This is a genomic window from Planococcus massiliensis, assembly GCF_000821325.1.
GTDB lineage: Bacteria > Bacillota > Bacilli > Bacillales_A > Planococcaceae > Planococcus > Planococcus ruber.
On record NZ_CCXS01000001.1, the window covers coordinates 3,175,349 to 3,190,687 of the forward strand.

A 15,339-nucleotide genomic window follows, 5' to 3' on the forward strand; every position below is an offset into this window, starting at 1 on the left:
TCTCTGATACAGTTTAAGTATCTTGAAACGACGGAGGGATGCACATGCAAAAGATTGTCATTGTTTCCGATACGCATATTCCAAACCGCTCCAAAAAATTGCCGCAGAAGTTGGTTGCTGAATGCCAGACGGCAGATTTCATCATCCATGCAGGCGATTGGCAAACGCTGGACGTCTATTATGAATTGGCTGCCTATGCCGAAACAGATGGCGTTACCGGGAATGTCGATCCATGGGAAATCCTGGACCGCTTTGGCAAGAAGAAAATCCTCACGTTCGGCGATTTAAAAATCGGAGTCGTGCACGGAGACGGCATTCGAAAAACGACCGAGCAGCGGGCGTTTGATGCTTTTGAAGGGGAACATGTCGATATCATCGTTTTCGGCCATTCCCATACACCCATCAGACGCGAAGTTGAAGGCATTACACTCTTCAACCCCGGTTCTCCCACGGACAAACGGCGCGAATCCCAATATTCTTTTGGCCTCCTTGAAATTGGCGACACTTGGGAACTCAAACACGTATTTTTTGATAAGGAAGAATAAGAAAACGGACCTGCGCTTACTGCGCGGGTCCGTTTGTTTTTCATTCTTTTATGAGGACAAATCCGAGCTGCTTCAGAGCCGTTTCAAGATTCGCTTCGATTAGGATGCCTTTCAAGCTTTCAGCAAAATGCGGAACTTTTAGCGCCATATATGGTTGGACGCCTGTCAACACAGGAGCAATGCCAATCAGTTTCAGCATGCTGACAAGCTTGAGCAAGTATTCTCCGACGACTGAATTGATTTGCGAAACTCCGGAAACATCAATCACCAAGTAATCCAGATTTTGGTCGCTGCTTTTAACCAATACATCATTCAGGATAAACTGAGCACGTTTAGCTGTAATATCACCGATAATCGGCAAAATCGCTACGCCTTTCGTAACCGGAACAAGAGGAGATGAAAGAAACTGAATCTGCTCATTCGCTTTTTCCAGTTCAAGCACATACGTCAGGAGCGATGACATCATTTCGAATAGCCGCTGATTTTCTTCAGTGAATTCGAAGGACTCTGTGTCAAGGCCGCAGATGGTGCCGTACACTTCCCCATTTTCATAATAAATCGGAATCCCTACAAATGAACCGTTTCCGAAACGCGAAGCAATTTCGAGTTTATTGGAAAGGGGGTCTGCAGCAATGTCTTCAATAATCAGTGCATCTTTTCCGTAGTTGATGCTTAAACTGCAGAAGGTTTGATTCAGGGGGGACGAATGGCCTTCTTCGACCAAGGTTTCTTTTGCATTGACTGCCCGGACGATTTCGTTTCTTTGCCCGTCGTTTTTGGCAATGAATAACGTATTGATATTCAGTTGCGTGCTCAATAACGCCAAGATATGGTCTGCCGCCTGCTCAAAACTTTTGAAGCTTCTGGGTGCTTGCGTTTCGTTCAAAGTCATTCTTTCCCCTCCTTCCGCTTTTTCTCGTGCAGTTCACTGCACACTCTTTCTTTAACATACTATTTGTTCAAGGGCTTTGCAAATGAATGGGTTGGGGGCTTTTGCCCTCACTGGAATGTTCAGGAAGTTCGGGATTCGGGTATAGCTTACCAAACCCATTTGAAGGAGGCAGAAGAATGAATCAGGCAACAACGCATTTGGAAATTGACCTATTGAAGCAAACCGATACAAGCATCTATTTTGAATGGACCGATACAGGCGATGCCTGCAAAGTCAAAAGAGACGCAACCGTCATTTATGAAGGGACAGGTTATAGCTTTACAGATGAAAACTTAAAGGCGGGCGAAATGTATACGTATACGATTGACCGCCTCGACCATTCGGGCCATACAACTGAGCGCATCAAAATGCAGACCAGTACGGAAAATCATTCGGAAGATATCGTCAATCTCCTCCAGCAAAGGGCTTTCACCACCATCATCACCCCTTCAAAAATTGCGCTTGCCTGGGGAGGCATTGATGGCGTCGAAGAATACGAGGTATACCGTGATGGCGAATTGATTGATACGACCCAAAAAAGACAATACACAGATCGGGATATCGAGAAAGATCAAGCCTACACGTATTGGATTCGTGCCAAACGTCCGCTTGAAAGATCCGAAACCGATTTCAGCGAAGAGAAATCATTCCTGGCCAACATCTTCGGTTTTTTTAACATCAAATCTTCTCAAGATAAAGCAGCGATGGAAGAATTTTGGGTTACCAAAAAGCTTGCATCCATCGATCAGCTTTTAGGAGATCCACCAAAAACGGATGTTTCCGACCAAAACCGCACATGGGATTTCCGCTATACGACGTTCCTCCCCGATGATCTTCTGCAAAACCCGAATATGCTGTCACCCAACCGCTATTTTGGCGGCGATGACCGCGGATTTGATGCAGAAGCAAAAGATTACCGGACTCAAGTGAATTTCACACTCGAGCTGCGGGATGAAGAATCCCGCATTGAATTCAAAAAAGATGTCGGCGTCAGCATTGCCTACGACTGGCGGAAAAAATTCCGGAAAGCCGACGTCGCTTCTTCAAAAGACGTACAGGTGGAGAAAGTGAAAGAAGACGACCGGAATGTCAACATCTCCTTAACGCATAGCGTCGGCAATCCCTTGACGACATCGCCGAATATCGACTATAACGTATCGGCAACTTTTTACCGCAATGGCCAATACGACATCGTCGGCCTGCACGACCAAGCGCCCAACCACGAAGTCTACTTGAAAAATGACAAAATGAACGACTGGTTCCAAATCCACGAAGCCGAAAGCAAAGGCCTCGCCTGGATGTCCAGATCCATCGCCAGCCAGTATTGGAGAATATCGAATTTTGAGTGAGAAAAGTGCAGTCGCCTATGTAGCCGCGACAAGCGCTGAAAGCCTTAGCGGCAATGGCGCTCTTTGGCATTGCGGATAAGGCTGAAGCGACCTCGAGCGGTTAGGCGACGGAACTGGACAAAGAAAAGCGGAAAGAGCCGTTTTAACCTTAGCCCTTTCCACACATTAAAAAGCTGGATGCACATGGCATCCAGCTTGTTTTATTTGTCCAAAAAGCGTTTGCGGATATGCGGCGGCGGAAGCATACAGCTGTTGAGCTTTCCGAAAACTTTATAGCGGTTTTTCGCAAATACATCGTAAGCGCCGTCACGCACAGCGCGAGGAAACGGTTTTAAATAATAAGCCAATTTCCACAAACCGGTTAAATGGCGGGAAATCATTAAGGCCCCTTCCGATTTAACATAGGCCTGTCCGTCTTTGATCAGCACTAAGCTGTCGACATCGTCCGGCACACCGTATTTTTGGCGCATTTCCATTCCGACGTCGCTTTGCAGGGACGCAAACTGGTAATAGCCGGCCGGGTCGTGCTGTATGATGAATTGAACACTTGAGTCACAGAAATTACAATCCCCGTCAAATAACACTACGGCGTGATCCATCTAAATCTCTCCTTTGCAAAAACGTGTTACTCCTTAAATAACCTCTTTTCCTGCTGCTCAAACACGGCTCACTTGGAAGGCGTGCCTTGGTGGAAGAAGAGCTTCCAGCCAGATGTCCGCTTTTTCCATACCGAACTGCGCAGCGATTTTTTGCCGCTTGTTTTATTCCAAATCTGGTAAGTGGTCAATACCGCTTCTTCGCCGAGTGGATGCAGAAGAAAATCGGAAATCTCCATCTCGTCAGGCGTGAGCGCATGATCTTCATCGTAATCCGCCCTTCTCCAAATCCGCCCCGAACTGCCGATTTCGTAAAATTCATCATCGAGCACTTCGCCCAGTTTTTGTTTGGAAATGCGCACTTCTGGATGGATGTGGCTGCACTCCAGCTCATAAATCTCCTGCTCCAACCCTCTCATCTCATTTCCCCCTCCTGTATTTCTTACTACTGTAGGAAATAAACGAAAGAGCGTCAACCATTTCTCCGCAAAAAAGCCTCTGCCAGTAGCAGAGGCTGAGTCTTATTTTTCGTCTTCGTAAAATTCTTTCATATCTTCGTCTTTTCCAGGCTGATCCTGCGGGCCATCGGAAGAGCCATAGTCTTCTACATCTTCAAAGGAATCCGTATAGTCGCGCAGGCGTCCGTCTTCTTTCTCGACCGGCTGGCCAGTAGCCCCTTGGAGCACATCTTCTTCCGGCGGACGAGTCGTCAAATCTGGATTTTGATCAGCATGGTCGATGCAGGTCAAAGCGGTTGGCAATGCTTCTAGCCGTTCATACGGAATATCCTTTCCGCAAACGGTGCATTTTCCATAAGTGCCTTCTTCCATGGCCGCTAATGCCGCGTTGACATCGTCCAATTCATCTTCTTTGAATTGGTTGAGCGCCATGCCCCGTTCCTGGTCGAACAAGTCGGTGGCATTATCTGCCGGGTGATTATCGTAATTCGACAGCTCCGTCGTATCAAATTCTTCTGTATGTTCAACACGGTCTTCTAGAGAACTCTTTTGTTCGATCAATTGTTCTTTTAATCCCTGTAATTGTTGATCTGTCATCTTGGTTCCTCCTCAAAAGCTTGCTTGGTTTGTATATTTCCGTTTTAGGAGAAATCAAACCTGCAAGCATTGCCGAAACCCGAACTCCGCTATTTTATCTATCAAATCGCTTTAGCAGATTCAGAAGATATCCATCGAACCGGTGCCGCATCAACTCATCTGTCAAACCGGCTACTCCAAAGGCAGTCCATCCGGGATAAACCGTTGGCGTGCCTTCCGCAAAATCGACCAACGCCGATAAATCCCAATAAGGATGATAGGTGAACTTTTCTCCTGCTGCCTGCTCGTAAGCGGCTAAAAATCCGTCCGCTGCAGGAATTCCGTACAGCAATGCGAGATTAAGGCGGCAATGTCCGACGTCAATTCCGGCTGGCCCTCGGCAAGCATTGACCCAATCCACAATCCCGCTGATCTGGGCACCTTCCCATAAAACATTCGTAGGATGGTAGTCCCGGTGAATCAAACAAAATTCTGCATGCGGCCGAATGCCGGCGACAATACGGAATGCCCGCATCCATTCGTCCGGGCAACTCGACCAGACCGGCCGCTCCATCTTCAAAGCATCGTTATAAGCGAAATACTCCCATCCGAAACCTTCCGCTTTGTGGAGGTGGATTTTCGACAGAGCGGCTGCCATTTCTTTCAGCCAGTGCTTTTCATCGTCCGGCTGCAACACGACTTCTCCGCTGATTTTGGTCATCAGTACGGCCGGCACTCCGCAAAATTCGCCCGTTTCATCAAAAGCTACGATTTCCGGGACGGTTAGCCCGGTCTTTCCGGCTTCCCGTAAACTAGCCGCTTCATGCTTTGCGAGATCCGGCTCCATTGCAAGCCATTCTTCTAACGTAAATAAGCGCAAAACAAACGGTTCAAACCGGCCATCGCGTACAGCAGTAAATTCGAAAAGATGGGAGGAAGTCCCGCCTTTCAAAGGGATAAGCTCTTTTATTTCGCTTTTTGCGCCCAGCGACTTTTGAAGCCATGCCTTTATGTCGGATGTCACTTCGTATATTTGATCCATGATCCTCTGTCTCCTTTTTATGCAGCTCCCATTCAGCGTTTATCCAAAATGGCAAAGGGTATATTTTAAGCTATAGCCTGATTGCAGATAAAGCAAAATATTGAGGAGCTGAAACCGATGAAAGTAAAAACGCCAATTCCCCGTGCAAAGGAATTAGATAGCACCTTATCGCTAATCAATGAAGGATTTAATTTTATGTCGAGCCGGCGCAAAGAACTTGGATCCGATATTTTTGAAACCCGCCTAATGGGCCAAAAAGCGGTGTGCATTTCCGGTGAGGAAGCCGCTTCCCTTTTCTATGATAATCAATACTTTAAACGAAAAGGCGCGATGCCGAAACCGTTAAAGAAAACTTTGCTTGGCGAAGGCGGCATCCACGGCCGAGACGGCGAAGAGCATCATCACTTGAAGCGCATGTTTCTTTCAATGATGACGCCTGAGCGTTTGGAAGATATTAAACGAATGGCCATTGAAGAACTCGACGCCAAAGCGAGCCAGTGGGAAACGATGGATACTGTGGTGTTGATGGAGGAAGTCCAGGAAATCTTGACGCGCGCTATTTGCCACTGGGCCGGCCTCCCTTTAAAAGAAAGCGAAGTCAAGCAGCGCACCGAAGAATTGGTCGCGATGGTCGACTCATTCAACGGCTCCATTGCGCGGTTTAAACGCGCAGCAGCTGCCCGGCAAAGCCAGGAAGCCTGGCTGAAAGACATTATTCAGGATATCCGCTCAGGTGTCTTTAACCCGCCGCCGTATACCGCTGCCTATATCGTCGCGAACCACCGGGGAACTGACGGCAAGTTCCTGGATCTCCATACCGCTGCCGTCGACTTAAATAATTCCTACCGACCCATGCTTGCGACTTCGTTCCTTATTGCCTTCGGGGCGCTTGCGATTCATCAATACCCGGAAACGAAAATGAAATTGCAGAAGGATGAGAACAATTACAGCCACATGTTTGCACAGGAAGTCCGCCGCTATTACCCTTTCACGCCAGCGATGGCAGCCAAAGTGAAAAAGGATTTCGTGTGGCATGGCTATCATTTCAAAAAAAATATGATGGTCGTCTTGGATATTTTCGGGACGAACCGCCATCCCGACAGCTGGAATAGACCGGACGAATTCATTCCGGAGCGCTTTGAAAATTGGAAAGGCAGCCCGTTTTCGTTCGTTCAGCAAGGCGGTGGCGACCACTACGTGGGGCATCGCTGTGCCGGCGAATGGATGACGGTTATGGTGATGCAGGCGTTCTTTAAATACTTCACGGAGAACATCAGCTACACCGTGCCACCGCAGGATTTATCCTATGACATGACGCGCATGCCAAGCATGCCGAAGAGCCGGTTTATCATCAGCAACGTCCAAAAGCTGAAAGAGACTCCGGACAATATACTCTACCGCGAACATGGGCAAAGCATTGTCCGCGCTTCCTATAGCCATTGACAGAGCCTGGAAAGTCTTTTACTATGAATGAGTTAGACTAATTTTATAACCCGGCAACGGGAGAGGTTCATAGCATTTCACCCTCTATAAAAAACTATGGATTGACGAAACTCAGCCGAATCCACATGCGATTCGGCTTTTCTTTTTCCGTTTTTTTATAGGCCTCTCTCAAGCCGGATACTTGAAGGAGGCCTATTTTCATGACAGGAAGAAATGAAGACACACTGGATCACTTATCGTTGCTCGGCAATCAGAACACCAAATACAAATTCGAATACGATCCCGATATTTTGGAACCGATCGACAATCTCCACACACGGGATTATTTCGTGAAATTCAATTGCCCGGAATTCACTTCGCTTTGCCCGCAGACGGGACAGCCCGATTTTGCGACAATGTACATCAGCTTTATCCCCGATAAAAAATTGGTGGAAAGCAAATCCTTGAAGCTGTATTTATTCAGCTTCCGCAACCACGGCGATTTCCATGAAGATGTGGTCAACATCATCATGAACGATTTGATCAAGTTAATGGAGCCCCGCTACATTGAAGTGTGGGGGAAATTCACGCCGCGCGGAGGCCTTTCCATCGACCCTTATACGAATTACGGCAAGCCAGGAACAAAATACGAAGAAATGGCATCGTACCGGATAATGAACCACGACATGTATCCGGAAACGATTACCAACCGCTAAGGAGGCCGTTTAAATGCTGCTTTACTTGAATGGCGCTTTTGTCGGCCTATTGATTCTCTCGAACATTTTAGCGGTAAAACTTTTCAGCATCGGCGAGTGGCTCGTTCTTCCTGCTGCCGTCATTGTCTATGTATTCACTTTTCCGATCACCGATACCATTGCGGAAGTGTACGGAAAAGAAGCTGCGCGAAAAACGGTGTTTGCCGGTTTCATCACGCAATTATGTGCGTTGGCTTTTATCTATTTTGCCATTCAGCTGCCTTCTGCTCCGTTTTTCGGAGACCAGGCATCTTTTGAAACCATCTTTTCAGCGGGCTTCCGGGTGACGTTAGCTAGCCTTGTCTCTTATTTCATCAGCCAAAATTTAGACGTGACCATCTTCCACAAATTAAAAGACCGCCATGGCGACTCCAAATTATGGCTGCGCAATAATGCTTCCACCATGGTCAGCCAATTAGTGGATACAACAATTTTCATCGCCATCGCTTTTTACGGCACGATGCCGCTGTCTGCGTTGATTGCGATGATTCTCACGCAATACGCCTTCAAGTGGTGCGCTGCAGCGCTCGACACCCCGCTTGTCTATCTGCTGGTGAAGATTTGCCGGCGCGAGCGGGTAACAACTGAACACAGCTATTCATAAACATGCAAAAAGCCGGAAGCAAAGGATGCTTCCGGCTTTTTTTCGGTTTATTGATTTCTCATGCCTGCTGCAGATTTTGTCGGCTTTGCCACGCTAGCCAGCACGAGCTCCGCTACAATCGGCAAATGGTCAGAAGCCGAAGTTTCAATAACTGATGCTTGTTTTGGCGGCATTGGTAAATCTGTCCAAATATAGTCAATGCGGGTGATCGGCTTTAACATCACGCCGTCAATTCCGTCTTGATGAGGAGCCGGATAAGTGAAAGATTTTCCTTCTTCCACATCCGCGAACACATCATTCAATGCATTTCTGAATCGGTTGAGTTGCGGTTGTTCCGGATTCGCATTAAAATCTCCGGTCAACACTTTTGGAAATTGACTTTTGTCCATAATGGCTAAAATTTCATCCACATTTAGTTGGAGCTGTTCTTCTTTCAAGGATAAATGCGTGTTATAAAAGCTTAGGTAGGTGCCGTCCACTTCAATCACCGCTTCCAAGATGCCTCGTTGTTCACTTGGCGCAAACGGCGACTCCACTTCAGTCAATAAATGATTTTCTACATACTTGATGGGATATTTGCTGAACACAGCGTTTCCGTATTGTCTTCGAGGCCTTTCCGCTTCAAGGGGTTCAAAATCGAGATTCGCCCCAAAAGCTGCATACATGCCGAGCCGTTTGCTCAGCCATTCTACCTGATCAATAAACGAACTGCGTTCATCAAAATAACGGTCAAGTTCCTGCAAGCCGATCACTTCTGTCCCTGACTGTTCAATGATATAGGCGATTCTCTCCAGATCCACTCGATTATCCATTCCCATCCCATGAGCGATATTGAATGACATAACCTTAAGTGGAATAGTGGATACCGTCCTATTTTCTTCCATGAAAACTCTCCTCCTGAATAGTAACGCATGGCCTTGGCTAAGTGACTAAGATGGGTTTAGTTTAGCAAATTTCTGCTCAAAATGCTGTAAATGAAATGTGAATTTTTGTTAAGGATTTGTAAACCGTTTAAGCTAAAATAGTAGAAAAATAGAATAAGAGTTGTTCTCACAAAAAGCGAATTTTCGTTTTATTCTAAACTCGGAGTCGAATACTCCCGACTTTTATTGGAATACTCCCGACTTCCGAATAAATACTCCCAACTATTTGAAAAATTCCTGGATCGCTTTAAAAGTTAACGAAAAAAACGGCCAGTGCCTGCTTTTCAACAAGCACTGAAACCGCTCCTTATTTATTCATCCCCGTGTAAACAAAAATGGCATCGCGCAGAAATTCCGCCCCTCCCGGATTCGCCTTGTCGTAATAAACCGCAAAACGTTCATCGTCAACATACATCTGCGCAAGCCCCGCATGGGCTTCCTTGCTATACGTCGGCCATGTATAAGACAGCCATTCTTTATGAAGCTCCGCTGTTTTTTGTGCAAGAGCGCCAGCCGGATCGCCGGTTTCAACAGCCGATGCCAAGGTATCGAGCACTTCCTGCCCCAACCGCTCAAACGCTGCGTATTTCTCTTCACTCATGTTCAGCATCTTCGCATTCGATTGGTCAATGGCTGCATCGCCGTACTTCCCGCGTATTTCTTCCCCGTATTGCTTTTCATTATCTTCAATCAGCTGCTGTTTAAAGCCTTTGAACTTTTCGATGTCTTTCATTTTGACCGTCCCTTCCGCTGCAGAAATGGTCTTTTCCACATTCGTGATCAAAAGATCCAATTGCCTGCGTTTTTCAAGGAGCTGCTGCCGATGTTCTTTTAAAGCAAGCGGGCCGTCAAACGACGGGTCATTGACAATGTGCTTGATCTTCTCCAGATCGACGCCAAGCTCCCGGTAAAAGAGGATCTGCTGCAGCTTATCCACTTCGGCTTGTCCGTAAATCCGGTAGCCCGATGAATTCTTCCTTGCCGGTTCAAGGAGCCCGATTTCATCGTAGTACCGCAATGTCCGCGTGCTGACGCCTGCCAGCCTGCCCAACTTCTGGACTGTATATTCCATCCGCTCACCTCCTCAAATCCACTCTACACCTTGACGCAGCGTGAAGGTCAAGCCAATTGCTGCTCCGCAAATTCCCGGTACAGTCCGTGCATCCGGCTGAGTTCTTCGTGGGTGCCGATGCCGGTCACTTCGCCTTTTTCAATGAAGACAATCTGATCGGCATCGACAATGGTCGACAGGCGATGGGCGATGACCAAAGTCGTGCGCCCTTCCATTAATCGGCTGAGTGCCTGCTGGACAATGCCTTCCGATTGGCTATCCAGGCTCGCGGTCGCCTCGTCCATCATCAAGACCTTCGGATCCCTTAAGAATGCCCGCGCAATGGCGATTCGCTGGCGCTGGCCGCCCGATAATTTCACCCCACGCTCTCCGACTTGCGTATCCAGCCCTTCTGGAAATTCTTGAATGAATTCTTTGGCGTAGGCCATTTCTGCAACGTTCCATAATACCTCGTCTGAAATAGCCCCAGCATCCGGGAGTCCATACACCAAATTCTCCCGGATGGTTCCGCCCATCATCGCACTTTCCTGGGAAACATAGCCGATTTGGCTGCGCCAAGCCAGCATCGACAATTCGTTGATTGGGGTCTCACCTATCGTGACGGTTCCGGCTTCCGGTTCATAAAAGCGTTCAATCAACCCGAAAACCGTCGTTTTGCCTCCGCCGCTCGGACCGGCAAACGCAATCATTTCGCCCGGCTTCGCTTCAAAGGAAAGATTTTTTAACACAGGCTCGCCTTTTTCATAGGAAAAGCTGACGGTCGAAACCCGCAAGGTTTTATTCGCGATATCGATTTCTAGCCCTTCCTGCCCTTCTTCAAGCGGCAGATTCAATATCTCAATAATCCGCTCCGTCGCCCCTTTTGCTTTTTGAAGTTCTGTGAAAAATAAAGCAAATCCGGTCATCGGCATAATAATTTGGAACAAATACAGGAGGAACGCCACGAGAGAGCCTGTCGACATTGTCCCTTCAGCAACACGGATCCCGCCGTATCCAATGATCATCACAATCACGGCCATCACAACCGTATACATGAGCGGCGCAATCAAGGCATAGATTCTTGCCTCTTTCAGCCCGATTTGAAACAATTTGCGGATACCGGATAGGCCCCTTTTTTCTTCGATCATTTCAGCGGTCGAAGATTTCATCAAACGGATCTCACTCAAGGTTTGCTGGACATGGCCCGTGAAAGTTGCGGTTTCATCCTGCAAACCTCTTGAAATTTTCGCCATCCGGCGCCCAAGCGGAATCATAATCGCAATCGTCAACGGCACGGAAACGAGCATAATCAGCGTCATTTTCCAATCGAGCAGCAGCAAAATGATGACTGCCCCGATGATGGAAATGATGCCTGTAATAAACTGCGGAAAATGATCGGTGATCAAATTCCGGACAATTCCCGTATCATTGACTACCCGGCTCACCGTTTCGCCGCTGGCCTGCTGGTCGAAGTAAGGGACGCGCAGCCGGATCAAATGCACCCACATCCGTTCACGGAGTTCGGCAACGATTTTCTGCCCGACCATGCTCAATAAATAAATGGATACTCCATTAATGACAGCCTGCAGAATGAACGCGGCAACGAGTGCCCCGACAAGCCAGGGACTGATGGTTTCCACCGAAAAGCCGTCGACCAGGTCCCGCGTCAATAATGGCACTGCAAGACCTACGATCGTCGTCACGACGCTTGCCGCAAGCCCAAAGGCAAGCGCCCATTTTGGGATCTTCAACGAAAGGATCAACGAAATAAAGGGTTTGAGGCCGTTCGTTTCTTGCTGTTTCTTCATAGATAAAAGCTCCGTTTCCATTGAATAGACTCGTTCATTCACTCAGCTGAATTTCGCATAAATGCACGTGTCGGTCAGGTTTTTGCCGTCCACTGACAATTCATCGTTATGCAAAACGCCTTCCAAGACGAAGCCCAGCTTTTCAGGAATGGCCCGGCTCTTGTAATTTTCCGCGTCGCACCTGATTTCCAGCCGTTTGCAGCCAAAGCCGTTCAGCGCCAGATCCGTCAATGCTGAAATGGCTTCAGACATATAGCCGAATCCGCTCGCCTCTGTGTTGATCCAGTAGCCGATCTCCATTTTTGGAATGTCCCATTCGATGCTATGAAAACCGGTGCTTCCAATAAATTCACCGGTCTCTTTGCTGAAAATTACGTAGCGGAGATTTTCTTTTTTCAAAAACAACAGATGCGCTTCCAAAGTGTTGATTTCTGTTTCTTCGACCGTCGGCGTTGTTTGCGCAAACGGCAGCCAAGGCTTCAGCTCATTAATGGACGCGCGGATCGCCGAATTGATGACAGCCCCGTCTCCCGGTTTCGGCATCCGCAGCACTAAACGCTCTGTTTCGATTTTCATTGGAATTTCCGGAATTGCTACAGCCATTTCTCCATCACCCTTTTCGATTAATTAACTAGCAGTAATTCTTCGGTCGCGCGGCAAGCCGAGACCGACCAAGCCGATGATTGGCAAGAACGACACCACGACCATCGTTTCGTATACGCCGATGGAATCCATCAAGATTCCGATGACCACGCCGCCGATAGCCCCCATTCCAAACGCTAACCCGACCGTCAGCCCGGACATCGTCCCGATTTTGCTTGGAACCAGCTCCTGCGCATAAACGACGGTCACGGAAAAGCTCAGCATAATGAAAAATCCAATCAATGCGAGCAGGATCAGCACCGCGAATAGCGGAACATATGGAAGGGCCATCGCCAGTGGAATCGGCACCAAAAGCGACAGCACAATGACATTTTTTCTGCCGATCCGGTCTGCGAGCGGTCCGCCGAAAAACGTTCCGGCAGCACCGACCGCCAAGAACAGGAAGATATAGAGCTGCCCTGTTTGAATGGTCAATCCGTACGCTTCCATCAAATGAAAGATGTAAAAGCTCGTCATGTTCGTGACGTAGAACGAGCGCGCAAAAATAATGATAAGCAAAAGCGCCAAAGCCGCACCCACTTGTTTTTTCGTCAGTGCCGGCAGTGACGACAAGCGTACTTTCTTCCCTTTTTGCAGCTTTTGCTGCGCCAGCTCTTCTTTATACCAGACCGAAATTTTCGATAAGATGAAAATCCCGAGTGCAGCAACAAATAAAAACAGCGCTGCCCCTTTTTGCCCGAGCGGCACCAAGATAAATGCACTGATCAACGGTGCAAGCGCCTGCCCTGAATTGCCGCCGACCTGGAAGATCGATTGGGACAATCCGCGCTTTGTGCCTGCCGCCATATACGAGACCCGAGAACCTTCGGGATGGAATACGGCAGAACCGAAGCCCAAAAATACGACTGACAGGAGAATCATCCAATATTCCGGCGCAAAAGCGAGCCCCGCCATCCCGAGAAACGAACTGGCCATGCCGAACGGCAGCGCAAACGGCATCGGCTTCTTGTCGCTTATAAAGCCAATCACCGGCTGCAGCAGCGACGCCACGATATTTAGCGCAAAGGCGATCAAGCCCAATTGCGTGAACGTCAGCCCCAAATCCTTCTCAAGTATCGGAAACATGGCGGGAATCACCGCCTGCAATGAATCATTCAGCAAATGGCAGGCGCCAATTGCAAACATGACCGGATAAACCGGATTTCCAGCCATGGACGAACTTATTGATTTTGCCATCAACCCGCCTCCAATTATGTATGTGCCTCCCCATCGAATCTGGCGAGTCAGAAGAATTCGAAAACAAAGTCTTCTTTGTGCCTCTATTATAGTCTAGTTCCGAACCATCCGACAGATTCCGGCGCAAAAAAATCCGGCTGCGGAATTGGCTCCGCAGCCGGTTGATTACGCTAAACTATTTTCTGTTGGATGATTTTGCTTCCACTTTTCAAGCTCCAGGCTTATTTCAGCTTAAGGAACAATACTTTTAGGTAGTCGCCTTCTTTGAACTCTTTTTGGACGCGGAAATCTGCGGGCAACGTGAATTCTTCCACAATGCTGTATTTCTTTCCTTCTTCTTTAAAGGCCTTATCGATAAAGCCTTTGAATTTTTTCATTCCAAATGAAGCGCTATTGGTCGAAGCGACAATGATTCCATTTTTTTCTGTGATGGCTATGGCTTCACGCATTAAGTTTGTATAGTCTTTTGACGTACTGAACGTATACTTTTTTGATCGGGCAAAACTCGGCGGATCCAAAATGACCATATCAAATTTCAATTCTTTGCGCTTGGCATATTTAAAATAATTGAAGACGTCCATGACCAGGATGTCTTGCTGTTCGTAGTCGATTCCATTCACACTGAACTGCTCGATGGTTTTGCTCGAGCTGCGTTTTGCCAAATCTACGCTCGTGGTCTTTGCCGCTCCGCCCAGTGCTGCCGCTACCGAAAAAGCCCCCGTGTAAGAGAACGTATTCAAAACGGTTTTCCCTTTGGCGTATGTGTCCCGGATCGTCCGGCGCACATCGCGCTGATCCAAGAAAATGCCGGTCATCGCTCCATCATTTAAGTAAATGGCGTAATTCATGCCATTTTCTTTAACGATCAACGGAAACTCGCCGCGCTCTCCGGCTACAAAATCATCATCTTCAATGTACTGGCCTTTCGTATCGAACCTTTTCTTCTCATAGATCCCTTTGAACTCCACGACATTTTGCAGCGCTGCAATGATGTCAGCTTTAAACGTATAGATGCCTTCACTGTACCAGCTCAATAAGTAATAGCCAGCGTAATAATCGATGGTCAATCCTCCGAACCCGTCGCCTTCCCCGTTTACGACGCGAAAAGCGGTCGTTGCAGGATCATCGAAATAAGGCTGCCGCCTGTTAATGGATTTAGCCAACTTGCGTTCCATGAAAGCCTGGTCGATGCTTTCCTCTTCATTGCGCGTCCAGATCCAGCCGAGCCCTTTGTTTTGCTTGCCGTAATAGCCTCGGGCCAAAAAGCGCCCTTGCGCATCTGTCAATCGAAGAAGCGCCCCTTCTTCTTTCAGCATTTGCGTATCCATTAAAGCCTCTTTTTCGATTAACGGATAGCCTGCCGCATAGGCTGCCTTGAATTTATCATTCACTTTTACCGTCATTTCCTGTTTCATCGTTTCTCATCCTATCTGTTAAAGC

16 protein-coding genes and 1 riboswitch are annotated in these 15,339 nt (G+C 47.8%); of the genes, 5 read left to right on the forward strand and 11 right to left on the reverse strand.

The features are described 5' to 3' along the window. Positions 1–44: 44 nt before the first annotated feature. Complete coding sequence (locus tag BN1080_RS15845; protein WP_052653698.1) at positions 45–545, forward strand: metallophosphoesterase family protein; 501 nt, start codon at positions 45–47, stop codon at positions 543–545. Between the two features lie 40 nt (positions 546–585). Here the strand turns inward: BN1080_RS15845 and BN1080_RS15850 are convergent, their stop codons facing one another. After that, positions 586–1,437 carry a GAF domain-containing protein gene (locus BN1080_RS15850; RefSeq protein WP_052653701.1) on the reverse strand — a complete coding sequence of 284 codons (852 nt, stop codon included), beginning with the start codon at positions 1,435–1,437 and terminating at the stop codon, positions 586–588. Positions 1,438–1,613: 176 nt separating this feature from the next. Between BN1080_RS15850 and BN1080_RS15855 the strand changes: the two genes are divergently transcribed. Then, the gene (locus tag BN1080_RS15855; RefSeq protein WP_052653704.1) at positions 1,614–2,825 is read left to right on the forward strand and encodes a DUF3238 domain-containing protein; all 1,212 of its coding nucleotides are present in this window, start codon (positions 1,614–1,616) and stop codon (positions 2,823–2,825) included. A gap of 200 nt (positions 2,826–3,025) precedes the next feature. Here the strand turns inward: BN1080_RS15855 and BN1080_RS15860 are convergent, their stop codons facing one another. The 4 genes from BN1080_RS15860 to BN1080_RS15875 all read right to left on the reverse strand — a co-directional run bounded on the left by BN1080_RS15860 (position 3,026) and on the right by BN1080_RS15875 (position 5,497). Further along, positions 3,026–3,424: a thiol-disulfide oxidoreductase DCC family protein gene (locus tag BN1080_RS15860; RefSeq protein ID WP_052653707.1), complete on the reverse strand. Its 399-nt coding sequence runs from the start codon at positions 3,422–3,424 to the stop codon at positions 3,026–3,028. Between the two features lie 68 nt (positions 3,425–3,492). After that, positions 3,493–3,840: a nuclear transport factor 2 family protein gene (locus BN1080_RS15865; protein ID WP_052653710.1), complete on the reverse strand. Its 348-nt coding sequence runs from the start codon at positions 3,838–3,840 to the stop codon at positions 3,493–3,495. A gap of 102 nt (positions 3,841–3,942) precedes the next feature. Next, a complete protein-coding gene (locus tag BN1080_RS15870; protein WP_052653713.1) occupies positions 3,943–4,476 on the reverse strand; it encodes a TraR/DksA C4-type zinc finger protein in 534 nt (177 codons plus the stop codon). 94 nt (positions 4,477–4,570) lie between these two features. Continuing rightward, positions 4,571–5,497, reverse strand: a complete 927-nt coding sequence (locus BN1080_RS15875; RefSeq protein ID WP_052653716.1) for a phosphotransferase family protein — start codon at positions 5,495–5,497, stop codon at positions 4,571–4,573. 117 nt (positions 5,498–5,614) lie between these two features. On the opposite strand from BN1080_RS15875, the gene BN1080_RS15880 reads away from it, so the two are divergent. From BN1080_RS15880 to BN1080_RS15890, 3 genes are all read left to right on the forward strand, one after another. After that, positions 5,615–6,940: a cytochrome P450 gene (locus BN1080_RS15880; protein ID WP_052653719.1), complete on the forward strand. Its 1,326-nt coding sequence runs from the start codon at positions 5,615–5,617 to the stop codon at positions 6,938–6,940. Positions 6,941–6,996: 56 nt separating this feature from the next. After that, positions 6,997–7,044, forward strand: a riboswitch (PreQ1 riboswitch). 96 nt (positions 7,045–7,140) lie between these two features. After that, a complete protein-coding gene (queF, locus tag BN1080_RS15885) occupies positions 7,141–7,635 on the forward strand; it encodes a preQ(1) synthase (RefSeq protein ID WP_052653722.1) in 495 nt (164 codons plus the stop codon). Between the two features lie 13 nt (positions 7,636–7,648). Continuing rightward, on the forward strand, positions 7,649–8,278 hold the full coding sequence (locus tag BN1080_RS15890; RefSeq protein ID WP_052653725.1) for a queuosine precursor transporter: 630 nt from the start codon (positions 7,649–7,651) through the stop codon (positions 8,276–8,278). 47 nt (positions 8,279–8,325) lie between these two features. On the opposite strand, the gene BN1080_RS15895 is transcribed toward BN1080_RS15890, so the two are convergent. From BN1080_RS15895 to BN1080_RS15920, 6 genes are all read right to left on the reverse strand, one after another. Further along, positions 8,326–9,162 carry an endonuclease/exonuclease/phosphatase family protein gene (locus BN1080_RS15895; RefSeq protein ID WP_052653728.1) on the reverse strand — a complete coding sequence of 279 codons (837 nt, stop codon included), beginning with the start codon at positions 9,160–9,162 and terminating at the stop codon, positions 8,326–8,328. 346 nt (positions 9,163–9,508) lie between these two features. Next, positions 9,509–10,273 carry a MerR family transcriptional regulator gene (locus BN1080_RS15900; protein ID WP_052653731.1) on the reverse strand — a complete coding sequence of 255 codons (765 nt, stop codon included), beginning with the start codon at positions 10,271–10,273 and terminating at the stop codon, positions 9,509–9,511. A 47-nt stretch (positions 10,274–10,320) separates the two neighbouring features. Beyond that, the gene (locus tag BN1080_RS15905) at positions 10,321–12,060 is read right to left on the reverse strand and encodes an ABC transporter ATP-binding protein (protein WP_052654692.1); all 1,740 of its coding nucleotides are present in this window, start codon (positions 12,058–12,060) and stop codon (positions 10,321–10,323) included. A gap of 42 nt (positions 12,061–12,102) precedes the next feature. Continuing rightward, a complete protein-coding gene (locus BN1080_RS15910; protein ID WP_052653734.1) occupies positions 12,103–12,663 on the reverse strand; it encodes a GNAT family N-acetyltransferase in 561 nt (186 codons plus the stop codon). Positions 12,664–12,687: 24 nt separating this feature from the next. Further along, positions 12,688–13,899 carry an MFS transporter gene (locus BN1080_RS15915; protein ID WP_052653736.1) on the reverse strand — a complete coding sequence of 404 codons (1,212 nt, stop codon included), beginning with the start codon at positions 13,897–13,899 and terminating at the stop codon, positions 12,688–12,690. Between the two features lie 221 nt (positions 13,900–14,120). After that, positions 14,121–15,314, reverse strand: a complete 1,194-nt coding sequence (locus BN1080_RS15920) for a class I SAM-dependent rRNA methyltransferase (protein ID WP_052653739.1) — start codon at positions 15,312–15,314, stop codon at positions 14,121–14,123. Between the last annotated feature and the right edge of the window lie 25 nt (positions 15,315–15,339).